Annotated in this window: 22 protein-coding genes and 1 tRNA gene; 12 read left to right on the top strand and 11 right to left on the bottom strand. The window is 43.8% G+C overall.

Going from position 1 to position 21,970, the window contains the following annotated elements; all coding sequences use genetic code 11:
* Window positions 1–195 precede the first annotated feature (195 nt).
* The 7 genes from HZB61_13670 (at window position 196) to HZB61_13640 (ending at window position 5,301) form a co-directional block, all read left to right on the top strand.
* Complete coding sequence (locus HZB61_13670; protein ID MBI5057657.1) at window positions 196–1,323, top strand: hypothetical protein; 1,128 nt, start codon at window positions 196–198, stop codon at window positions 1,321–1,323.
* Between the two features lie 176 nt (window positions 1,324–1,499).
* Window positions 1,500–1,778: a type II toxin-antitoxin system RelE/ParE family toxin gene (locus HZB61_13665; protein MBI5057656.1), complete on the top strand. Its 279-nt coding sequence runs from the start codon at window positions 1,500–1,502 to the stop codon at window positions 1,776–1,778.
* 12 nt (window positions 1,779–1,790) lie between these two features.
* Window positions 1,791–2,084, top strand: coding sequence for a HigA family addiction module antidote protein (locus HZB61_13660; protein MBI5057655.1), 294 nt, complete (start codon window positions 1,791–1,793; stop codon window positions 2,082–2,084).
* Window positions 2,085–2,297: 213 nt separating this feature from the next.
* Window positions 2,298–2,963: a nicotinate (nicotinamide) nucleotide adenylyltransferase gene (gene nadD / locus HZB61_13655; protein ID MBI5057654.1), complete on the top strand. Its 666-nt coding sequence runs from the start codon at window positions 2,298–2,300 to the stop codon at window positions 2,961–2,963.
* An 89-nt stretch (window positions 2,964–3,052) separates the two neighbouring features.
* On the top strand, window positions 3,053–3,409 hold the full coding sequence (gene rsfS, locus HZB61_13650; GenBank protein MBI5057653.1) for a ribosome silencing factor: 357 nt from the start codon (window positions 3,053–3,055) through the stop codon (window positions 3,407–3,409).
* 1 nt (window position 3,410) lies between these two features.
* Entirely contained in the window at window positions 3,411–4,745 is a 1,335-nt protein-coding gene (locus HZB61_13645) for a tetratricopeptide repeat protein (GenBank protein MBI5057652.1), read from the top strand.
* Window positions 4,705–5,301 (top strand): RNA ligase partner protein, encoded by a 597-nt coding sequence (locus HZB61_13640; GenBank protein MBI5057651.1) that lies wholly within the window; start codon window positions 4,705–4,707, stop codon window positions 5,299–5,301. Before HZB61_13645 ends, HZB61_13640 begins: the two co-directional genes overlap by 41 nt.
* A gap of 63 nt (window positions 5,302–5,364) precedes the next feature.
* On the opposite strand, the gene HZB61_13635 is transcribed toward HZB61_13640, so the two are convergent.
* The 6 genes from HZB61_13635 to HZB61_13610 form a co-directional block, all read right to left on the bottom strand.
* Window positions 5,365–5,889, bottom strand: coding sequence for a hypothetical protein (locus HZB61_13635; protein ID MBI5057650.1), 525 nt, complete (start codon window positions 5,887–5,889; stop codon window positions 5,365–5,367).
* Between the two features lie 15 nt (window positions 5,890–5,904).
* Complete coding sequence (locus HZB61_13630; protein MBI5057649.1) at window positions 5,905–6,702, bottom strand: dienelactone hydrolase family protein; 798 nt, start codon at window positions 6,700–6,702, stop codon at window positions 5,905–5,907.
* A gap of 191 nt (window positions 6,703–6,893) precedes the next feature.
* Window positions 6,894–6,980: transfer RNA gene (locus HZB61_13625), tRNA-Leu, on the bottom strand.
* Between the two features lie 8 nt (window positions 6,981–6,988).
* Entirely contained in the window at window positions 6,989–7,402 is a 414-nt protein-coding gene (locus tag HZB61_13620; GenBank protein MBI5057648.1) for a hypothetical protein, read from the bottom strand.
* Between the two features lie 188 nt (window positions 7,403–7,590).
* Window positions 7,591–7,893: a hypothetical protein gene (locus HZB61_13615; protein MBI5057647.1), complete on the bottom strand. Its 303-nt coding sequence runs from the start codon at window positions 7,891–7,893 to the stop codon at window positions 7,591–7,593.
* A gap of 27 nt (window positions 7,894–7,920) precedes the next feature.
* Window positions 7,921–8,811: a hypothetical protein gene (locus tag HZB61_13610; GenBank protein MBI5057646.1), complete on the bottom strand. Its 891-nt coding sequence runs from the start codon at window positions 8,809–8,811 to the stop codon at window positions 7,921–7,923.
* A gap of 259 nt (window positions 8,812–9,070) precedes the next feature.
* On the opposite strand from HZB61_13610, the gene HZB61_13605 reads away from it, so the two are divergent.
* Complete coding sequence (locus tag HZB61_13605) at window positions 9,071–9,985, top strand: LysR family transcriptional regulator (GenBank protein MBI5057645.1); 915 nt, start codon at window positions 9,071–9,073, stop codon at window positions 9,983–9,985.
* Window positions 9,986–10,021: 36 nt separating this feature from the next.
* Here the strand turns inward: HZB61_13605 and HZB61_13600 are convergent, their stop codons facing one another.
* Window positions 10,022–10,705 carry an MgtC/SapB family protein gene (locus HZB61_13600; GenBank protein MBI5057644.1) on the bottom strand — a complete coding sequence of 228 codons (684 nt, stop codon included), beginning with the start codon at window positions 10,703–10,705 and terminating at the stop codon, window positions 10,022–10,024.
* 132 nt (window positions 10,706–10,837) lie between these two features.
* Between HZB61_13600 and HZB61_13595 the strand changes: the two genes are divergently transcribed.
* The 4 genes from HZB61_13595 (at window position 10,838) to HZB61_13580 (ending at window position 17,542) form a co-directional block, all read left to right on the top strand.
* Window positions 10,838–12,196, top strand: coding sequence for an aspartate ammonia-lyase (locus HZB61_13595; GenBank protein MBI5057643.1), 1,359 nt, complete (start codon window positions 10,838–10,840; stop codon window positions 12,194–12,196).
* A 327-nt stretch (window positions 12,197–12,523) separates the two neighbouring features.
* Window positions 12,524–14,545: a diguanylate cyclase gene (locus HZB61_13590; protein ID MBI5057642.1), complete on the top strand. Its 2,022-nt coding sequence runs from the start codon at window positions 12,524–12,526 to the stop codon at window positions 14,543–14,545.
* A 72-nt stretch (window positions 14,546–14,617) separates the two neighbouring features.
* A complete protein-coding gene (locus HZB61_13585) occupies window positions 14,618–16,264 on the top strand; it encodes an AAA family ATPase (protein ID MBI5057641.1) in 1,647 nt (548 codons plus the stop codon).
* Window positions 16,265–16,402: 138 nt separating this feature from the next.
* The gene (locus tag HZB61_13580) at window positions 16,403–17,542 is read left to right on the top strand and encodes an HD domain-containing protein (protein MBI5057640.1); all 1,140 of its coding nucleotides are present in this window, start codon (window positions 16,403–16,405) and stop codon (window positions 17,540–17,542) included.
* A gap of 320 nt (window positions 17,543–17,862) precedes the next feature.
* Here the strand turns inward: HZB61_13580 and HZB61_13575 are convergent, their stop codons facing one another.
* The 4 genes from HZB61_13575 to HZB61_13560 all read right to left on the bottom strand — a co-directional run bounded on the left by HZB61_13575 (window position 17,863) and on the right by HZB61_13560 (window position 21,785).
* Complete coding sequence (locus HZB61_13575; GenBank protein MBI5057639.1) at window positions 17,863–19,230, bottom strand: hypothetical protein; 1,368 nt, start codon at window positions 19,228–19,230, stop codon at window positions 17,863–17,865.
* 260 nt (window positions 19,231–19,490) lie between these two features.
* A complete protein-coding gene (locus HZB61_13570; protein MBI5057638.1) occupies window positions 19,491–20,111 on the bottom strand; it encodes a hypothetical protein in 621 nt (206 codons plus the stop codon).
* 160 nt (window positions 20,112–20,271) lie between these two features.
* Entirely contained in the window at window positions 20,272–20,853 is a 582-nt protein-coding gene (locus tag HZB61_13565; GenBank protein MBI5057637.1) for a hypothetical protein, read from the bottom strand.
* 329 nt (window positions 20,854–21,182) lie between these two features.
* Window positions 21,183–21,785, bottom strand: a complete 603-nt coding sequence (locus HZB61_13560) for a hypothetical protein (GenBank protein MBI5057636.1) — start codon at window positions 21,783–21,785, stop codon at window positions 21,183–21,185.
* Between the last annotated feature and the right edge of the window lie 185 nt (window positions 21,786–21,970).

Here is a 21,970-nt window from a genome sequence, read left to right as displayed (position 1 = left end):
TCTTGTAGCTCCTGTACTTCATAACTTCCCTCCTTTTGAATTATTTTCGTGACAAACAACCATGGGGAAGTTTATAATTACTCACTTAGCAATTTCCCGGTCCTTTTTACTTTTCCTGCTGCGTAGTATAGATATCGTTATCTGTTTTGAAAAGTTAAGAACAACTTAGCCATGGTAAAAAAGGAGGGCAGTATCATGATAATTTTACTGAGAAGTTTGGCAACGCTAATATTTCCTACATTGCTTGTGGTGGGTTTTATAGGATGCGGAGGTGGAGGCGGAGGAGGGAGCAGCAGTAATGATAATCCTCCAAGTCAAACACCTATTTCATGGACTACTACTAACATAGAAGCAACGGGATATGATGGAGCAATAGCCATCGACTCATCAAATAATGTGCATATAGCCTATGAAAAAGACGATGGTAATATTCTCAGATATGCAACAAATGCTTCAGGTTCTTTCGTTATTTCAACCATAGATAGTTCAGGAAATGGTGAGTGGGACATTTCCATCGCAGTGGATTCAAACAATAAGGTACACGTAAGTTACTATGACTTCTTTAATAAAGATTTGAAATATGCAACAGATGCATCGGGCTCTTGGATTATTTCTGTCCTTGATGGTGTTGGAGATGTTGGGCGTTATACATCCATAGCAATTGATTCAAATAATAAGGTACATATCAGTTATTACGATGTAACAAATGGAGACCTCAAATATGCAACAAATGCCTCCGGTTCTTGGGTTACTTCCAAAATTAATCTTTATTCCAGCGGCTTTGATAATACAGGACAATATACATCCATAGCAATTGATTCAAACAATAAGATTCATATCAGTTGCTACAATGCGACATTTAAATGGCTTGAATATTATACAAATACCTCCGGTTCCTGGGTGGAAAATGATCTGGATGGTACCGGAGATGTTGGACAATACAGCTCCTTAGTAGTCTACTCATCTGGTTCATTTACACCTGTGGAAGTAGCTTATTACGACGCAACCAATGGAGACCTTAAATCTATGGGGTATTCTGGTGTTCTTTCCCCTTATACGGTAGACAGTATAGGAGATGTTGGTCGAGATACATCGCTAGCCATTGACTCAAATAATAATTTTCATATCAGTTATTACGATGTAACTAATGGAGACCTTAAATATGCAAAAGGAACCGGTGCTTATTCTTGGGTTACTTCAATTGTTGAAAGTACAGGGGATGTCGGAGGATGGAGTTCCATAGCCATTGATTCGAATAATAAGGTGCATATTCTTTATCATGATTTTACTAATCATTTTTTGAAATATGCACATTCTAATTAAGAATAGCAGATAACAACCAGATGGACGTGAACGAGTACCACAGGTCACTTTTTCGGATGAGCGATGGTTTAAGATTTGCAAATCGTCTTTATGCTTTTTAACTCCTTACTGTGGCACTCGTCAGTCGTTAGATTGCTCGGATTGACAAGCGTAACTCCATAGGTTACACTGTAATTGTGATTAAGAGCTTTGAACATAAAGGTCTGGAGAACTATTTCTACAATGGAACTAAGAAAGGTATTCAAGCACAACACGCTCAAAAATTAGGTGACATACTTGATAGGCTTGATGCCGCAAAAGATGTAACTGATATGAAATACCCAGGATCAGACCTGCATCAGCTCAAAGGGAAGATGAAAGGATTATGGGCAGTAAGGGTTTCAGGCAACTGGAGAGTAATTTTCAGTTTTAAAGAAGCCAATGCTTACGATGTTAATTACATTGACTATCATTAGGAAGGTGACAACATGAGAACAAGAAAAAGACCACCAACACATCCGGGAGGCATTTTGAGAAGGCACTACATGGAGCCATTATCTTTAACGGTTTCAGAGCTTGCTGAGATTCTTGGGGTCTCAAGAAAGACATTATCAAAGATTGTAAACGAGCGCGGTTCTGTAACACCGGATATGGCTTTACGTCTGTCTAAGGCATTCAAAACGACACCGGAATTATGGCTCAACCTTCAGCAGAATTATGACTTATGGCATGCATCTCAAGAGTCTAAAGGTTGGAAGATGGTTGAGGCAATTGCAGTATAGGCAATCTAACACTTATAAGGCCTCCGGTTGTCAAGGGCTAAGAAAAGTTCCAAAGTGCAAAAGTACAATAGTGCAGAAGAACAAAAGGCAGAAGATCAGGAAATAAATTCTGACTTAATTTCAAATTAACCGGCAATGACGTAACCCCGCTCCCCGTATTGCCGAAAAATCTCTTCCTTCTGTATACTTCAATGTACCATGAAACAATGTACCATGAAACTCGGCATCTACGGCGGGACGTTCAACCCCATACATTACGGACATCTGAGGACCGCGGAGGAGATCTTTGAGAAGCTTTCGCTCGACAGGATACTCTTTATACCGGCGGGCCAGACGCCGTTTGTAAAACCCGATCTCATCAAGGCCGCTCACCGTTATAAAATGGTAAAGCTCGCCATCGCGGGCAATCCCCGTTTTGATGTGTCTAACATAGAGGCAAGATCTCCCGGCAAGTCATTTACTGTCGACACTATCAGCAAATTGAAGCTCAGGCACAAGAACGCGGAGTTGTTTTTCATCCTGGGTATTGACGCGTTCCTGGACCTGCCTCACTGGAAGCAGCCCGGCACGCTTCTCGATCTTACAAACCTGGTCGTTATATCAAGACCGTCCCACGCGTTTGCGGCCCTTTCATCATCCCCGTATCTCAAAAATGTTCCCGTGAAGATACTGAAGGAGCTTGATAAGGGGACAAGGGACTGCTTTTCTTTTGACATCTCCGGGAAACAGAAAGGGTCCCTGTGCAATGTCACGGGGCTTGAAATTTCAGCGTCCCGCGTAAGAAATCTGGTTGCGTCCGGTAAAAATATTAAGTACCTCTTGCCTGATTCCGTAGAAAACTATATAATTTCACATGAATTATATATACGTAATGGGTAATGCGTGATAAGTAACGAGTCCCTATTTCCGGTTTTAACACATTACGTATTACTCGTCACGCGTTACGGAAAGAAAAGGAGATTCCTTTAATTAGCAACAGCAAGAAAAGGGCGGTCAGGGCCGCGGAGACGGCCCTCGACAAAAAAGCCAAAGACACGATCATCCTCGAATTAAAAGACCTTTCAACGATTGCAGATTATTTTGTGATCTGTTCGGGAGATAATACGTCGCAGATCAGGGCGATAGCGGAAGCCATACAGGAGAATTTTTCAAAACAGAATATCTTCCCTCTCGGAAAAGAGGGGCTGGATTTCGCCCGGTGGGTCCTGATAGATTACGGCGATATAATAATTAATATCTTTGATGATGAGACCAGGGATTATTACGAGTTGGAAAAGCTCTGGATAGACGCGCCGAGAATTCCGGTAGAGGAGCACAAGAAATAACATGGCAAAGTTTTCAGTATTCCTGACGATCATGTTCCTGCTTGTAGTGGGCATACTGGCGTTCTTTAACAAGGACACGGTCAACCTTACGGTCTGGCAGGGCGTTACTTATGAAGTCCCGGTCATCGGCCTTATACTGATCTCCACCGCGGCCGGCATCTTCGCCATGTTCGTTGTCTTTTCCATCAGGGACGCCAGGCGGTTCTTCAGCAACTGGCAGTTCAACCGCCGCCAGAAGAAGGAATTGAAGATCCAGGAATCCTACACAAGGGGGCTCGACGCCTTCTTTGCCTGCAGGTACGAAGAGGCGGAGGAGCTTTTCACGAAAGTTGTTGAAGAAGACCCGTACAACGTTAACGCACTGCTCAGGCTTGGTGACATCGCGATATATGAGGAAGATTATTTCAAGGCAAAGGATTTTTACACAAGGGCCAAGGAAATAAAACCCCGGAGCGTTGAGGTATTGCTCTCGCTTGAAAAGGTCTTTGAGGGGCAGCAGAAATGGAATGAGGCCCTGAAATATCTTGACACCATCCTTGAGATCGACGAAGAGAATCCCGAGATCCTTTACAGGAAACGTGACATATACGAGAGAGACAAAAAATGGGAAGATGTTTTAGAGGTCCAGCACAAGGTGCTTAAATGCGACCTCTCTCCCGAGGAAGAACAGGAAGAGCACAAAAAACATTTAGGCTACAGGTACGAACTTGGATGCCATTACCTTGAAACCAATAATACTGAAAAGGCTGTAAAGATATTAAAGTCCGTTATCAAGGCGGACAAGGACTTTGCCTCCGCGTACATTGCTCTCGCGGAAGCGTATTTAAAAGACGGCAATACGGATGAGGCGCAGGAGCTTCTGCTGAAGGGATATGAAACGACCTCTTCATTGGTCCTGCTTGTGCGCCTGGAAGACTTTTTCATATCAATGGGAGAGCCGGGCACGATAATCGATCTCTACCAAAAGGCGGTGCAGAAAGACCCGCGTGACCTGAAGCTCCAGTTCTTCCTTGCAAAACTTTATTACCGCCTTGAGATGATAGATTACGCCTTTGAGACGATCAACGCGCTTGATACCAGCGCATTTGATTTTCCCGACCTGCACATCCTTTTAGGCAATATTTACCTGAGACGATCCCGGGCGGAAAAGGCCGCCGAGGAATTCAAGAAAGCCCTGAAAGTTGACAAGCCTCTGCTTGTGCCTTTTTGCTGCTCAAACTGCGGGTACACCTCTAAAGACTGGGCCGGGAGATGCCCTTCATGCAAGACCTGGAACACCTTCGTCCTGAATACATATGAAGTCTGCAAGACAAAGAAAAGACAGAGTAGTTCTTGATACAAGCCTTTTTGTAAATCCAGAAGTCCGCAATGATTTCGGCGATTCGCCTACAGAGGCAATAAATGGATTTCTCCAGATAGCGGAGCAGATCCCCTCGCTCGAATTCTACATGCCCTCTTCCATCTTTCAGGAGCTCCTGAATTTCGTGAATGAAAAAGAGATCCCCGGAGCGCTTCTTGCCGTGCTTCATCAAAAATCCCCGAGCAAGCATGAACTGACCTGCCCCGCCTTTTTCCTGTACGAGCTCATCGAAGATATAAGAGAGCGCGTTAACAAAGGCTTAAGGATCGCAGAGAAGGCCGTTAGGACCGCGGGCAAAAGCGATGAACGCGAAGTCATACAGGCCATGAGGAAAAACTACAGGGAGGCCCTGCGCGAGGGAATAATCGACAGCAAGGAAGACGTGGATTTGATATTGCTGGCAAAAGAGCTCGACGCGCTCCTTGTCACCGTCGATCACGGCGCAATAAAATGGGCCGAGAAGCTGGGGATTAGATGGCTCCTGCCAAGCAAGTTCAAAGAATATCTGATGAGCTTTATTCAGAACGAGTGAAGATCAATGATTTTTGTCTCTTCCCGTTACGCGTCACTCGTCACTATCCTGTCTTTAAATTATTCATCTGTCCATTGAGTCCCTGAAAAGGGACGGCTCCCTGTCTCTTGAATACTCTTTCTGTCTTATTATGGTAAGCACCCTGTTATCTCTCAGCAGGTAATTAATATAAAGCACATCTGATTGCCCGAATTCGAACAGGTGATATAGCGGCCTCAATTCATATCCGATGGTATTGCCTTCGTTATCAACAATCCTGCTCAGCCTGGAGCGCATAAAAGCGCTGTTGAATCTGACGAACCTTTCCGCTTCCTCAAGGGCCTCTTTTGCAGGCAGGCCTTTCTTAACTGTGTAATCGTATTCAGGCGCGTATATCTCGAAGGTGTACCGGTCTCCCTCTTTATCAAGGACCGCCACGTTCTCAACATCATCGCTGTACCTGTTGCCATGAAGCAAAAGGGTGTATGTCCCCTGTATCTCCTCAGTCGTGGCGGGGCCTGTGCCCATATATCTTCCGGTAGCACAAGCATAAAAAACTGTTACGCATGAGATAATTAAAATTATTGTTAAGATCTTCGGACTTTTCATATTAATGACGCACCCCTATTTCTTGAAGATAGCTTTGAGGAACTTCTTCAGCTCACTCCATGATTTTTTGTCCGCTTCGGCGTTGTATCCTAACGGCAGATTGAACTTCTTTGCATACATATCAGCATCGGGATTTGTAAAGCTGTGCATTGCGCCCGGGTATGAGATGAATTTGGAGTCGGCCCCAGCGGCCTTCATCTCTTTTTTGAAGGCGTCTATCTGTTCAGGCGTAGTAAACTTATCGTCAGCGCCGTGAAGCACCAGTATCTTTGCCTTTACTGCGCCGGGCCCCGCGGGCTTTACCGCTGTCAAACCTCCATGAAAGCTTGCAACACCTTTAAGTTCTATGCCCTGCCGCGCCATGTTCAGCACAATGCCTCCGCCGAAACAGTATCCGATAGCGGCGATGCGTTCGGGATCAACCGTCGGCTGCTGCTTGAGAAAGTTCATGGCTGCGGTGAACCGCGACTTCGCGGTGTCGAAGTTCTTCATCAGCTCTGATGAAAATTTCCCGGCGTCATCTGGATGCATTGCCTGCTTGCCGTCACCGTACATATCAACTGCGAGGGCTGTGTATCCGAGTTCAGCGAGCATCCGCGCGCGCTTGCGGGCGTATTCGTTATGCCCCCACCACTCATGGACAACCAGCACGCCCGGGCGTTTTCCTTTTATATTTTCATCATACGCGAGGTACCCTTTCATCACCACGCCGTTGTCGCTGTAATCGACGGCCTGACCCTGGACCTTCGCGCCTGCGTGAGACTGGCTTGCCGCTAACAATATCAATGTAATAACAACTGCTATCTTATACATCGTGTCCTCCTTACTTGGGTTTGTCCATTCTCTATAGTGAAATGTTATCACATTTTCAGCCGCCCGCAAGCGCCGCAGAGGGCAGAGAGCATAGAGTTAAAAGCGCCATTACGCTTTACGCATCACGCGTTACGATTTAAAATCAGCAGCTGACCTGAAAGTGGACTTATATGGAATGAGTGTGTTGAAGATGGTGCCGAAGGCGGGATTTGAACCCGCACAGCCTTTCGACCACTAGACCCTGAACCTAGCGCGTCTGCCAGTTCCGCCACTTCGGCATTTATAGTTAAGGTAAGTGAAAAGGGTTATCACCCTCTATTTGCGTCAACTTCATTGTGTCTCTATGTAATACTAAATTAGCCGTGCCCCTGTTTTCAAGCTTCTTTTCTTTAATAAGCCATGATCCCTGCCAGCTTAAATTAATTATAACGGAATCACTCTTTATACTCACAAATCTCGGGGTAAAAGACAATTCAGCTTTTTCAAATGAAAGTTCTCTTAAAATGTCTTCAGAAAGTCCGGCATCCAACTGCTGCTGCAAGATCGCGGCGTCCTTTTCCTGGTACGCTGTTTTTATGGCTTCGATCTTGTTCACTGCCTCCGACGCCAATTGTGAATCTTCTGACGGCTTTTTAACTTCTTTGGAGCAGCCGAAAGAGATCAGGACAGCAAGTATCAGGAAAAAATAAATCCTTCTCATAATCTAAAAACCGGGCAGTCGCCCTCTCCTTAAACTTAGCGCCAGTGAAGGTCCTTCACCATTCACACTGCTTGCGCTGGTAGATTTTACATTCTCAATGAATTTTTTTGCAATACGAGAGCGAAAAAAGATCGGGCTTTATTCCAAAGACCTTCAGAATAAAGCCCGAATCGTTTTACAGAATTGAGTTAGAATTCAATCTTCTTAGTTGCCTTGTTCCAGGTGGCGTCCTTGCCTTTTTCATAGTGAAATACAAAGGCGGCTTCCACTGTGGCTGATTTCGCCCCTTTTTCAAGAGGGACCACAAAGGATGTTGATTTAACTTCACCCGGTTCTATCCCTTCATGGAGATGCACCTGTCTGTCAAACCACCAGTTAGCAACCATGATTGGATCTTTTGAAGGGTCAGCTTTTTTAATATAAAAGTCATTTACTATGTAATCCTCGGATTTTGAATATAATACCTTTCCATTCTCGTCTTTAACGGTCACTTCCAGTGCCGCTGATGGTATGTATACTCAACCATGAGGGATGCCGTGTCCGGCAGTATTCTTAACCTGAACATTCACGATTACCGCGGGAACGATCTTGTTGTCCAGATGATAAAGATACTCTGTTGCGGAAGCATTGAGGGTAAGGTCTATTCCGGTTTTAGCAAAATCAACTTCCATGATTCCCGGGAACTTATGCGACATGCCATAATCTTTTGCGTCCATATGACAGTTCTGGCAGGTTTTATTTCCGCCATGAGTCAAGTAGTGTTCGTTGTAAGCAAACCAAAGTGTCGGGCAGCGTTCTGCCGTCATACCCGGTGAACAGCCGTGATGACATTCCGAACAGAACTTGGCTTGTCTAAGATAATCTGATTTTGCTGTCTCAAACCCAAGCTGTTCTTTGTGTGGTCCGGCGTCTACATTTCCTTTAGGGCCGTATATGGTTTTGGCCTGGGGATTACCGCCCGGTGTGGCTTTTAAATTGTGACAAATAATACAGTTAACATTCAGCTTTGACAATTCATTCACTGCGGCTTCTTTCTTTGACGCGTCAGGGTCGTCTGCAGCTATTAAAATCAACTCTGCAATTTTGACTGAAACTTCAGGCGCAGCGTCCTTGATCTGCGGGGCGTGACAGCCTAAGCATGTATCCTTCAGCGCCGCCCTCGGCATCCCGTCCTTGTCAAGGCCGTTAAGTATAAAAGTCCTCCACGTCCTGATGACACGTGAATCTGTGAGAGACTTGCTGTGCCATGAATCTTTCCAGTCTTTGTGGATATCCTCATGACAGTCAGCACATGCGTCAACATTGTACATTGCCGCAAGCTCATCGATCGTCTTTGCCGGTTCTGCAAATACAGACAGCGGAACGGCAACCACTGCGATGAGAAATACTAATGTGACTAATAATCTCATACACCCTCCTTTTTATTGAATTTTAGTTTGTAGATTTACACCGTTTAGATAATTTAAACGGCTGAATTTACAATGGGGTCAAAAACTCAGACATTATAATAATACCTTGAAAATTCTTCAAGGCAATATTCATAATAGCAAAATTAGAAAACTTTATTTATTGCAGAATGGATAAAGTTTTTTGCAGATTTATATTAATACTGTGCAATTCCGCCGATTGACTTTTATAAATCATTAAGAGTAAAATTATCTACCACCTATGGATGACCACAAGTTAAAAGTATTCTGTATAGTTGCGGAAACTAAAAGCTTTTCAAGGGCGTCTGAAATCATTCGCCTCACCCAGCCTGCCGTCAGCCTTCAAATACAAGCTCTCGAAGAAATGTACGGCACAAAATTATTCAACCGCTCCGGTTGTGTTATTACTCTCACGCCTGCAGGTGAAATGCTCTACAAATACGCGAAAGAGATAAACGCTCTATATGAAGCCGCTGAGAAAGAGATAGGCGGGATCACCGGTCTTGTAAAAGGAGTGATAACAGTCGGCGCAAGTTCTACTATAGGCAATTACGTTTTACCGACCGTAGTATCTGATTTCAAGAGACGGTTCCCGAAGGTGGGGGTCCATATTCATGTAGGAAACACTAAAGCCGTCGTCGATTATTTGAATGCCGGCAGCGTTGATATCGGCCTCGTTGAGGGAGAGGTCAACAAGCAGAAACTGATTTTGGAAAAACTCATCCCCGACGAAATGGTTTTGATAATGTCGCCCTATCATCATCTGGCAAAAAAATCCACCGTCTCCATCATGGAACTCGCAAAAGAGCCTTTGATATTCAGGGAGGAAGGGTCGGGGACAAGAGAAGCTATAGAGAAGTATCTTTCAAAGCACGGAATAACTCAGCAGAACCTGAAGATCTCTATAATAATGGGAAGCACTGAATCAATAAAAAGCGCGGTTGAAGAAGGCCTCGGTATTTCAATACTTTCAAAGTGGGCAGCCAGAAAAGAATGCAAGTACGGAAGTTTGAAAACAGCGGTCTTTAAAGAAGAGAAATTTGTAAGAGATTTTTCACTCGTATACAGGAAGTCCAAGGAGCCTTCACACACCGTCGAGCAATTTATGGGGTTCTTAAGGAGATATCCCTACAACAAGCTTTTAAGCGTCCAATAATCTGCCCTTCAGTTTCAATACAAAACCACAACATTATCATCCGCTGATTTTCAGTGTATTTATAAACTCCGTCGAGTTCAATTCAGCAAACATCTGTCTTACTGCTTCCTTATTTCTTGTAGAGACTGTGATGTCATATATAATTTCACCCTTTGATTTGTCCTTCTCGTAATCAATGGAGTGGACGTGAAATCCGCGGCTTGAGAGCATGGATGTAATTTCCTCCTCCTTGTTTGCCGTAATGAGCGTGGAAACCGTAATTACTTTGTAACGTAAAAATTTTATCTTCCTTTCAACAGCCCTGAGCGCCATTAAAGCGATGATGGTAATTATGGAAGTCGCAATCCCCTCGAAATAGAGCCCGCCCCCGATTGCAAGCCCGATAGCGGAGACGATCCATATAGACGCCGCGGTTGTCAGTCCCCTGATCGCAAAACCGCTTTTTACAATCACTCCTGCGCCTAAGAAGCCTATGCCGATTAACGCGCCTGCTGAAATCCTCGCCGGGTCAATCCTGAGCGTTGGGTCGATACTCTTGATATGGTAATAGTAGTTTTCGGAGACCACCATTATGAGCACTGAAGCTACACAGACAATTAACTGCGTCCTGAAGCCCGCGGCCCTGCCGTGCACCTCTCTTTCAAAACCTATAATGCCGCCAATAACAGCGCCGAGAATAAGGCGGATAATTACTTCATAAGCAGGTATCATATCAGACATTATAATTGAGCATTTACTCCGCTGTCAAAAACTGCCTGATTTTATGTATAATGATTTTTCCGTCGCCATCATGATTTTGCGGATTTCTTTATTCCAAAAGGAGATGAAAAATTGAGGATCGAAAAAGACACCATGGGAGAACTCAGTCTTCCTGATAATGTTTATTACGGCGCGCAGACGAAAAGGGCCCTCGATAATTTCCCAATAAGCGGGCTGAAACTGCCGAGGCGGTTCATCAGGGCCCAGGGGATAGTTAAACTTGCCTCAGCGAGGGCAAACGGCGCACTTGGTCTTCTCGACAGGAAAATTTTATCAGCTATTGAAAAAGCGGCCCTGGAAGTGATCGATGGAGTTCATGACAGGCATTTTGTTGTTGACGTGTACCAGGCGGGTGCCGGGACCTCCCAGAATATGAACGCCAATGAAGTAATTGCAAACAGGGCAATCGAAATATTAAAAGGCAGGAAAGGCGATTATAAACTCATTCATCCAAATGATCATGTAAACATGGCCCAATCGACCAATGACACGATTCCGGCTTCAATATATATTTCATCCTTTGAAGCCGTGAGTGAAGGCTTACTTCCAGAACTAAAAAAACTAAAGGAGGCATTGTCTACGAAATCCCGGGAGTTCGACAAAATCGTGAAGGCAGGCAGGACCCATTTGCAGGATGCGGTCCCGATAAGGCTTGGCCAGGAATTCGGCGGTTATGCGGAGGCGGTCAATCAAGACATTCGCAGGGTATCTAATGCAATGGGGTCTCTTTTGTATCTGCCCATCGGGGGCAATGCTGTCGGCACTGGAATAAATGCCGCTCCGAAATTTAAAAGCTTTGTTATACGTGAGATCGGAAAGATCACTGGCATTAAATTCAAAAGTTGTGAAAACCCGTTTGAGGGGATCCAAAATGTTAATCCGGCGCTGGAACTCAGCGCTTCTCTGAGAGGGACGGCAATAACACTCACAAAGATAGCCAACGATATAAGATTATTAAGCTCAGGCCCCCGCACCGGTTTTGCGGAGATCCAGCTTCCGCCTGTGCAGCCGGGATCATCAATAATGCCCGGCAAGATAAACCCCGTAATGGCGGAGATGCTCAACATGATCTGCTTTCAGGTGATAGGGAATGACACCACTATCGCTTATGCGACACAGGCATCACAGCTTGAACTCAATGTCATGATGCCGGTAATAGCCTATAATCTTCTTTCTGCAATTGACATCCTGACAAATGGGATTAATTTATTTACTGAAAAATGTCTGAGCGGCATCAAGGCAGATGCTGAAAGATGCAGGGCACTTGCAGACTCAACCCTCGCGATGGCAACAGCGCTGAATCCGGTCATCGGTTATGCCGCAGCCGCTGAAGTCTCAAAGGAAGCCTATCGAACAGGAAAGTCCGTCAAGCAAATTACAGTCGAGAAAAAAATATTAAAGGAGAAGGAGGCAAACCGCCTGCTTGATCCTTTAAAACTTACAGGCAAATAGCTTTCCCTGTGTCCCTCGATTGATTTTGTGTTTTACAACATGGTATTTTGTATCATACTTTTTTTCATATCTTAGCATCTGACAACCCCTTTAAGTGTAAGACTTAACAAATGAGCGTAAAGCAAGTTGACACTGCGTAACTATTTATATTTAAGTGTTTTTTTGCTAACATTAGAGAAAATTAACAATTTCGTGTCGGAATATATTACACTATAACCATAGCCTGATATTCTGATAAACAATTAATTCAATAAGTTACGGGGTGGTTAACTTATTGCTTAATAAAATTGGGGTATTAGATGAATTCCATGATAAAGCATAACAGCAATGCCTGACTATATAAAAAAAGATAATATGACTTTTTCAGAACTATTGTTGTCAAAAGAATGGTCCGAGTATTTCTCCAACCTCTCAAAGACACTGAATTTTGAATTTCATTTTTATGACGAAGACGGCATCAACTTGTTCTCTATAGGGGAAAATAAATTCTGCAAATTCATTGAATCAGCTAAAGTGGACAGTCTGAGTTGTTCTGACTCGTGTATTAAATTAATGTTCGAATCTCTGAAAGCAAAATCACCGTCAACTTATAAGTGCCCCGCCGGAATAATGAATTTTTCTTTCCCGGTAGAGCGGTTTGATGAAAAAATATATATAAGGGGCATCGGAGGCTTTGCCTCGTATGATGCCTTTCTCGACTTTTTAAGGTCCACAAGAGAAACTGTTCTTCCGCCTTTACCGGCAACCATGCCCCTGAATTTTATCGAAGAAGATTCCGTAAGCGCTATCGCAAACTATGTGTATCTGACAGTAAATAAATTATTGAACACCTTTGACGAAAAATACCGCGTCGAGGAAAAGCTCCTCCGCATGACATCGCTTTTTGACAGTCATACATTTGCGACACTATCCAAGAACCCGGACCTGCTGCACAGATATATTTTAGACACCATCGAGTTTGTCCTGGGTAAAACCTCAGCAACCATAATGGTGCTTGATCATTCGGAGTTTATTTATAAAAGCACCTACAGTACCGGGACATATAAAGATGATCTCGCAGGATTTCAGCTTGACGCAAAAAGCCCGCTTGTGCATAACATGTTTAATACCAGGACCTTCGTTTTTTCCGGCGGCACAGAAAAACACATAGCGGGAGAGCCGCTCAAAAAAACATCTTCATTCCTTTTCTTCCCGATTTTCATCGGAGATACTATTGAAAAAATCATCGGCATTTTCGATCGAAGTCTGTCCCGTGAGGATTTGAAGATAATGAACGCCTTCAGGGATTACCTGCAGTTGAATCTTGAAAATCACAACTTGCGTTTTTCGATCACTAAAATGAAAAGGTCTGACGAGAAGCTCGCGTATATCGCGGACTTTTCAAATTCCATAGCGGCAGTTTTAGGCAAAGAGAGGCTCTTCAACACATTGCTTGAGAAGACCCTGCAATACCTTCACGCGGAACAAGGCTCGGTCATGCTCCTTGACCACGATACGTCCGAGTTGGTGGTAGAGGCCAGAAAGGGAGCTGACGATGCCGTGCAGGAGAAGATGCGGCTCAAAAAAGAAGAAAGCATAGCGGGAAAGGTCATTGAGAGCGGCGAACCCCTCCTTGTCGAGGATATAGAGAAAGACCCGAGGGTCAAGCGGGAAAACAGGTCACATTACAAGACCAAGTCCTTTATCAGCATAATGATAAAGATCGAAGACAGGGTGACAGGCGTTATCAATGTATCGGACAAGATCCGGGGCGACGCCTTTACTGATGAAGACCTGAAGTTGCTGCAATCTTTTGTAAGCAACGCCGCGATCGCCATTGAACGGAGCCTCCTGTATAAACAGACTGAAGAGCTTAAGCAGCTGTCCATAACGGACCCCCTCACCGGCATCTATAACCGCCGGTATCTCAACACGAGGCTTTCAGAGGAGATCACGCGTTACAACAGGTACAAGCATCCCTTCAGCTTTATGATGCTCGACATGGATAAGTTCAAGGAGTATAACGACACCTTCGGCCACATACTGGGTGATAAATTAATAAAGGCCCTTGCGACCATCATGGAAAAATCCCTGCGAAACGTCGATATAGCGGCGCGGTTCGGCGGCGATGAATTCGTCGCTATATTCCCGCAGACCACAAAGACCGATGCCATACATATTACACACCGTCTGAAGGAAAAGATCGACAAGGCCCTGCACCAGGAGACCCTGGAAATACCGGTCACCGTGAGCATGGGACTTACCACATATCCCGATGACGCGTCATCTATCGGAGAGCTCCTGGAGAAAACAGACCAGGCGCTTTATCTTGCCAAAAGGGGAGGAGGAGACAAGGTAGTCTACTTGTGAAAAATTAAAATAGAACTCAAGGTCAGGGAAGATTGCGATCTTCATATTTTTAATTTTGCATTTTAAATAACTATGCCATCACAGTTTACAGTTAAAAATTTCTTCGGCAGGGACCATGAACTTGAAATCCTCCGCAATATTTACCGGGAGGCGAGATCAGGCGATGCCACAGGCATTTTCCTATCAGGCAGGAACGGCATCGGCAAGACCGAGCTTTTAAGGCAGGCCTACTACCATCTTTTTAACGACCAGAATGAAGCAGTCCCTTTCTTTTATACTTTCAAGACGGCGTTTACTTCAACAGAGAATTTCTCCAAGGATTATCTCTGCAGCTTCATCCTTCAGAACCTCGCCTTCCTGAAAAAAAATCTGGCCATGATAGACGCCTGCATCTATTCCCTGGAAGACCTGACGCGCTTCGCGAAAGAGTCGGGCGCGCAGTGGGCGGTTGATCTCGTTAATGATTACACGCGCATCAAAGACAGCGGCGATCCCCTGAAGCTGTTCTCGTTTGCCGTTTCAGCGCCGTCCCGCTGCTACCTGAGCACGGGGCTGCCGGTGATAGTGATGATAGACGATTTCCACAAGATAAGAAAATTCTGTGAACTTAATCCGGTTGACGGCAACAGGCATTACTGGACGCTTTTTGAAGTCCCGGTGAAATTCCGTTACACCCCCCATATTTTCTCAGGCAACAAATCAGAGCTTGACAGGATGTTCTTTGAAGACACGTTATTCGGCGAATACCTCGAACTGTTCAACTTGACCGGGCTGGGACATGACAACACCAGGGAGTTATTTGCCGCGCTCAGCCAGACGTACGGGTTGAACGTCCGGACCGAGTTGGATGACTTCATTGACCTGTTTGACGGGAACCCCTTCTACATTAAAAATTTCATCCAGGCCGCGCGGCAGGCGGGCAGCTTATTTTCCCCGGATGATCTCTGGCTCGTATATTTCAATGAGATCACAAGGGGGAAAACATTCAAGTACTGGACGTCAATATTAAAAACCTACATACCGCAATTCGATCTCCGGAAACCTTCCCTCAGGGTGCTCGATCATCTCTATGAAAGCGGTCCGGACGCTGGCTCATCAAACCTTTCTGAAGCGCTCTCCATCGGGCATGAAGACCTCGAACACGTAATGAATCTCCTTCATAATGCCGGAGTGGTTGAGACCGCCTTCAGCGAGACCGAGCCCGTTGACGATAAAATATTGATCGATGTCATCAAGGGGCTGTATCTCAGGGAAATAGAAAAATCGCAATCGGTCAAGATCAAAGACGCGCTCATGGGAGACAAACGTCAGCAGGTGAGAGTTGTTGACACCTCGCCGTCCTACGACATGACGATCCCCGCTGAACCGAAGTCGGTGCTGGTAGCGCTGAGGGCTGTCGAAAGCATGGGGAAGAGTTTCAATATGCCGCCGCATGTTGTCGGGCAATTGCAGGTCGCGCTGTCCGACCTGTTTGCAAATGTTATCGGGACCAGTGAGCCTGCCTCTGAAAACTGCAACCTGAAATTCAGATTAAAAGAAAATACCTTCTTCGCCGAAGTTGCAATCCCCCGGAAGGATTTCGTCCTGCAGGACAATGACTGCAACCGCATCAAATCGTACCTTAATGACCTGCAAGTTGAAACCGTGCCCGGCGGGACAAAGATAACCCTGCTTAAAGAGATCGGGAAAGATTCTGTCCCTGCGCCTGAGCAGGGTTAAGGTAACTGTCACATCACTTCCTTTTTATTAAATGCTCGCAGTTTTCAGTCTACAAGGCAAGGCAACATGACCCTGCATTTAAATTTTCACCCAAAAATGCCGATATATAAATCGGGCTACGCCGGCAGGCTAGACTCTATGGAATTTATTAGTGTAAAAAATGGAGATATTACCGTTGGCAAGCCTATCCCGTGGAATGCCTTTGACAAAAGCGGGATATTGCTGCTGAGAAAAGGCCAGATCATTGAGTCGGCGAGACAGCTTGAAACCCTTATTAACCGCGGACTGTTTCATCTTGAAGGTCAAAATAGAGATGATTCTGCTTCTATTATAAAAGCGGCGCACTCGCCTTTTGAGCTGCTTGATCTTGCAAAAATATATTTGGAGCAATTGTTTAAAAACGTTACTGACGGGGCCACAGACGGATTTTTAAACAACGTGTCAAACTTGTGCAAAAAAATAATGGATGCCTGCGACCTTGATGAAGACGCATGCATAGGCAATATTTTTTTGGGTATGGAATACAGCTATACGATTAAGCACCCAGTTCACGTCGCGATCATCTGTGAACTCATCACAAGAAACCTCAAATGGCAGGAGAGCGACCGGCTGGCACTGCTTGCCGCTGCCATTACCTCTAATATTGCCATGTTGAATATACAGGAGAAGTTGTTTTCTCAAAAAGACCCGCTCACCGATGAACAGAGACAGGCAATACAGGACCATCCGGAACACGGGGTGGAGACATTATGTTTAACAGGTGTGACGGAACAGGCCTGGATAGACGGCGTATTACATCACCATGAAGCAATAGATGGCGGCGGATACCCGTCAGGGCTTAGCGGCAATGCCATCCCTGAACCCGCGCGGATCATTGCGGTTGGCGACCATTATTGCGCAGCGGTTTCAAACCGGGCGTATCGTTCTTCTTTAACGCCCCAGGAAGCGATGCGGGAGCTCTACCTGAACGCAGGGAAGCGCACGGCAGCCGACATAGTAAACATGTGTATTAAATTAGTGGGAATTTATCCTCCGGGGACTATTGTCAGGCTTGCAAATGGCGAGATCGGCGTAGTCACGCACAGGGGTGAAAAGGCCCACCTTCCGGTTGTTCACAGCGTCGTGAAGGCAAACGGCAACATGTTTCTAAGTCCGGTAAAAAGGGATTGCAGCAAAGAGGAATACGCTATCAAAGATGTTATCCTGAAAGAACAGCTTAAAATAAATATTAATCCATACCAGCTATGGGGATATTGCGACTTGTGGAATAAGAGCTGAGCTTCCGCCTTTCAAATTCCATCCCCGGTTCCCCGCCATGCGTCACTTTATCAATGCATCTTTTTTTTAGAATATCAATAAGCAAGTCTGCCCCTATTCCGACACTACTATAAGTTGGTCCATATATGTTTGACGCAGACAGGCATGGTCCCGGAGAGACCGGAATCATGCCTGTAGAATAAGGTCTGGATGCCGCTGATTTGAAATTAAGTCAGAGTATGTTTTTTGTATCGCTCGCATGACGGATTTTTTCAAAATCCGTGACGGGTGATCTTTGCCCCTTGACTTCTAATCGTCTAAAGGTATAAGTGTTAGGCTATTCAGTCTGCAACCTGTGTCCGAATAGTAGCGTTAGTATTTATACCAATCACCGTAGTATCAGTGATAGATGCTGCTGAGTCAGTTGGTACAATAGTGGTATCACTTGCCACCAGCGAAGTATTCTGTGCTGTTGCGGATGAATTTCGCCCAGCATTAGAGTCTGAAATCATACCCTCATAATCAAGGCGTAATATCCAATAATCTCTCTGATCAACGCCATAAGACCAAGTATATCCAGCAATCACGAGCTCGCCATCTTGTGTATACTGCATCGAAGTAGCCACATCCCTCTCGGTTCCGCCATATGTCTTTTGCCAAATGATGTCACCACTTGAGTTTAATTTCAGCAACCAAATGTCAGAACTACCTTCACTGAAAGAATATGTTATCCCTGATACAATGTAATCACCACTATTTGTCTCTGACACAGATGAACCACCATCTAAATAATCTCCTCCGTATGACTTCTGCCATAATATGTCCCCATTTAAATCAAGTTTCATGACAAGAAGGTCGCCGCCTCTAAGAACTGTCTCACCCGAAAGTGTGTAGCCACCATCACTCGTTTGTGCAACTACCTCTGCATAAGAATTAATTCCTAATTCTCTATAAGACTTTTGCCATTCAATATCCCCCCTTGAATCAAGTTTAAGCAACCAGGGCCCACTACCATAACTAAATGACTCACTGTTTCCAGATATGATAAATCCTCCATCAATAGTTTGTATTATCGAACTAACAGAATCATTTTCTTCCCCTCCGTAAGATTTCTGCCATATGATTGAACCACTTGAATCAAGCTTCAACAACCAAATATCTGTTGTAGAAGATAGACACGTCCTGCCTCCTACAATATAGTTCCCATCTGAAGTTTGTAAAATAGAGATTGCCTCGCTACCAAGACAGCCATCATAAACTTTCTGCCATGCAATTGATCCATCAAAGTTCAGTTTGAGTATCCAGAAATCACTTCCAAAAGAGTATGTATATCCAGCAACGATATATCCGCCATCGATTGTTTGTCTTATTGAATTAGCCACATCAATATAAAAACCCCCATATGATTTCTGCCATTCAATCTCACCATAAGAACTTAATTTCAATATCCACATATCATCATACCCGACGCCGAAAGATCGAGTTGCGCCTGCAACTATAAATCCACTATCATTTGTCTGTTGTATTGAAGAAGGATAATCATATTCATATCCTCCATATGATTTTGCCCAATGGAGTGAAGAAGAGCTGTCTTGAATATTGTTCCCATCATTAGTGCCACCACCTCCACCACTACTGCATGCACTGAATGTAGCAATAAGTATTACTATCAATGATAGTTTTTGAATAATCCTAAAATGTTTCCTCATTATCACAGTTCCTCAGTTTGTATCAAGCCTAACGATATCTATACTACGCAGCAGGAAAAGTAAAAAGAACCCGGAAATCGCTAAGTGAATAATTATAAGCTTCCCCGTGGTTGTTTGTCACGAAAATAATTCAAAAGGAGGGAAGCATGAAAAGAAAGCGTATCAGAAGTATCAAGAGCGGAAGCAACAGATTTCAGGGAAGAGAATCGTGGGAATTGATCCGGCGAAGGAGAAGCATCAGACAGGGTAAAGATCCCTTATTACGCGAATCGATATCTTGACAGCAGTCGCGCAATTAATGTCTGTACCCCTCGATTCAGATTGCTGGAGTATACAACGCAAATAGAAAGCGTCTGCATCCATAAAAGGTCAAATATGAATTGGCAAACAGTAAAGAGAATAATAATCAAAGCCCCGGTGAAGGCAACTTGCCTGCGTGCTGCATTCTCGTCGTCTATATTATCCTCATTAATGATGCGTGCTCTTAACATGATAAGCAGAAGCGCGCCATCTATTATGTTTATAATGGGGAAAATAACGAGCCAGCCTTGAGCGTCTTTAAGAAAATATGTTCCAGCCATGATTCCACTGGCCGCATTGAGAATTACTGCAAAAAATAGCATGAGCAGCTTCTCAAAAGATTTCTTGGGACGGACAGTAAATGCATGGTAAATGGAAAATACAAGGCCAGTCAGGAAGAGGGCAGCCAAAACAAAGAAGTTAAGATCATCCCTTGAGAGAGGTTTGGATATTTGCCAATTGGCGGAAAAAATACCTGCGATCAGCAATAGACCACATGTAAACCCCATCGCGAATAAAGTGATTTCATCATAGTTCGGAATGATATGGCGAAATATTTTCGTGCTTTCCTGAGTTGTCATTGTATGTCGAGTTGTTTGGTAAGTTATTTGAAATTAAGTCAGAGTATGTTTTTTGTATCGCTCACATGACGGGTGATTTTTGCCCCTTGACAACTGGAGGCCTTATAAGTGTTAGGCATTTTTAAAGATAGCTACATAGATCAAAATAGTAATTACTCAGCTAAAATAATTCAGAATATACATTCGGATACTTCTTTCGATACCAGTTTAGAAATCCTATAGAATTTCCGTTATATTCCGAAACATATACATCATACAAATCATCACTTTTGTGATAATCGCAATATGGCTTAAAGTGCGCCGCTTCGATAATTGTTCTCATTTTTTGATAGGGTGTCTGATAATACTGGATACTCCGCAGGCCAGAAAGTAAATAATCCGAATGTCTGTTTAAGGCTTTTCTGCTCGTGTAATCCGGTACACCCCCGAGCAATTCAAGTATAATCGCTGTCAGCGAGAAAATTATATCAATGTCAGTGTTTTCTTTTGAATCACAAGCTCTCTCAAATTGCCCAAGATAGCTATCTAAGCGTGACTTATGAAAAATATCACTATTAACATTTAGTTCAATCGCTTTTTTAAGAATATCATAAATTCTCTTTTGTATCTTTTTCCATGTTTTTTGACTTCTGATACCATGTATGTTCCACATAGAATGACCGAACAATCGGCATAAGAACACTTCCGAAGAAATAGACATTTCCAGCGTGTTCATATCTCGGCGAATTGACCGTGGTACCATTATTACCTCATAAACCTAACAGAAAGATGTTTCATGATTTATATGCCTAACGAGCTTGTAGAATAAGTCTCCAGTTCGAAAAATCAATTTGATTTTGGGAATCATAAACCCTTGCCTCGATCGAGATCATTCAATACAGCGCATTCTGAGCATCCGTTTTTTTGCTCAACCTCTCGCAATTTTTCAGAGAGGCCTTTTTCTACAGCTTCAACGCTAAGCTCAGTGAATCGAACCACTGAATGACTTCACCGAGCAATAAAACTAATTTGCAAATCTCAAAATATTACCTGCCCAAAAAGCGCCGTGTGGTTCGATTTCACTGCAGCGCGTTATTGAGCGTTGTTTCTTATATCGTCTCGCAAGCTTATTAATTCTGCGATCAACGGGTGTACGTCCTCATTAAAAATAAATTCCTGAAGTAATGGCTTAAATATAATTTCTCTCCCCATCGCAGTATCACTAAGAAGTCGGAGAACTATATATCGATTGTCCTGTCTCCAATGCATATAAATATAAACCTGTTTTACATTGTCAATCTCTGTGATAGGGATAGATATCGTCTTTATATAGTTCGATATGAATATACTTTTATCATCTATCGCAACTCGCTTAATTGCGGCAAGCTTGAAGGGTTTTAATAAATAAATTATTAACAATGGAATAATTAGTACCATGCCCATAATTTTACTTTTAAGATAGACCGGAATAATTATCGCAAGAAAGAAAAGGCTTGCGCCTATCAATAGAGTAGGAATTATAAACTTGATAAGGAACGTACCTCCCGAAGATATAACTCTTAGATTGTTATTAGATATAGCTGCATATTTTCTTTTATGCATGTCATATTCTGCTCCATTCCTAGCGATATATAGAAATATCAATAAGAGAATTGGAGCTGCAATCCATCCAAGTACTAAGCCTATAATATTCATATTCATACTATCGCCACGCTCGCAGACTCATGAAGTTTTAATTATGTACGCCCAACGATATCTATACTACGCAGCAGGAAAAGTATAAAGGACCCGGAAATTGCTAAGTGAATAATTATAAACTTCCCCGTTGTTGTTTGTCACGAAAAAAATTCAAAAGGAGGGAAGTTATGAAGTACAGGAGC

Source organism: Nitrospirota bacterium, from assembly GCA_016214845.1.
Taxonomy (GTDB): domain Bacteria; phylum Nitrospirota; class Thermodesulfovibrionia; order UBA6902; family UBA6902; genus SURF-23.
Note: the sequence above shows the minus strand (reverse complement) of the source record. Positions and strands in the feature narration are given on the sequence as shown.

Bases quoted from the DNA above. Each gene is read 5' to 3' on its own strand.
- HZB61_13570 (MBI5057638.1), bottom strand. From the start codon at position 20,111: ATGACAACTCAGGAAAGCACGAAAATATTTCGCCATATCATTCCGAAC.
- HZB61_13580 (MBI5057640.1), top strand. From the start codon at position 16,403: ATGGAATTTATTAGTGTAAAAAATGGAGATATTACCGTTGGCAAGCCT.
- HZB61_13565 (MBI5057637.1), bottom strand. From the start codon at position 20,853: ATGGTACCACGGTCAATTCGCCGAGATATGAACACGCTGGAAATGTCT.
- HZB61_13600 (MBI5057644.1), bottom strand. From the start codon at position 10,705: ATGTCTGATATGATACCTGCTTATGAAGTAATTATCCGCCTTATTCTC.
- HZB61_13670 (MBI5057657.1), top strand. From the start codon at position 196: ATGATAATTTTACTGAGAAGTTTGGCAACGCTAATATTTCCTACATTG.
- HZB61_13595 (MBI5057643.1), top strand. From the start codon at position 10,838: ATGGGAGAACTCAGTCTTCCTGATAATGTTTATTACGGCGCGCAGACG.
- HZB61_13585 (MBI5057641.1), top strand. From the start codon at position 14,618: ATGCCATCACAGTTTACAGTTAAAAATTTCTTCGGCAGGGACCATGAA.
- HZB61_13635 (MBI5057650.1), bottom strand. From the start codon at position 5,889: ATGAAAAGTCCGAAGATCTTAACAATAATTTTAATTATCTCATGCGTA.
- HZB61_13640 (MBI5057651.1), top strand. From the start codon at position 4,705: ATGAAGTCTGCAAGACAAAGAAAAGACAGAGTAGTTCTTGATACAAGC.
- HZB61_13620 (MBI5057648.1), bottom strand. From the start codon at position 7,402: ATGAGAAGGATTTATTTTTTCCTGATACTTGCTGTCCTGATCTCTTTC.
- HZB61_13645 (MBI5057652.1), top strand. From the start codon at position 3,411: ATGGCAAAGTTTTCAGTATTCCTGACGATCATGTTCCTGCTTGTAGTG.
- nadD (MBI5057654.1), top strand. From the start codon at position 2,298: ATGAAACTCGGCATCTACGGCGGGACGTTCAACCCCATACATTACGGA.
- HZB61_13605 (MBI5057645.1), top strand. From the start codon at position 9,071: ATGGATGACCACAAGTTAAAAGTATTCTGTATAGTTGCGGAAACTAAA.
- HZB61_13590 (MBI5057642.1), top strand. From the start codon at position 12,524: ATGCCTGACTATATAAAAAAAGATAATATGACTTTTTCAGAACTATTG.
- HZB61_13630 (MBI5057649.1), bottom strand. From the start codon at position 6,702: ATGTATAAGATAGCAGTTGTTATTACATTGATATTGTTAGCGGCAAGC.
- HZB61_13575 (MBI5057639.1), bottom strand. From the start codon at position 19,230: ATGAGGAAACATTTTAGGATTATTCAAAAACTATCATTGATAGTAATA.
- HZB61_13610 (MBI5057646.1), bottom strand. From the start codon at position 8,811: ATGAGATTATTAGTCACATTAGTATTTCTCATCGCAGTGGTTGCCGTT.
- HZB61_13560 (MBI5057636.1), bottom strand. From the start codon at position 21,785: ATGAATATTATAGGCTTAGTACTTGGATGGATTGCAGCTCCAATTCTC.
- HZB61_13660 (MBI5057655.1), top strand. From the start codon at position 1,791: ATGAGAACAAGAAAAAGACCACCAACACATCCGGGAGGCATTTTGAGA.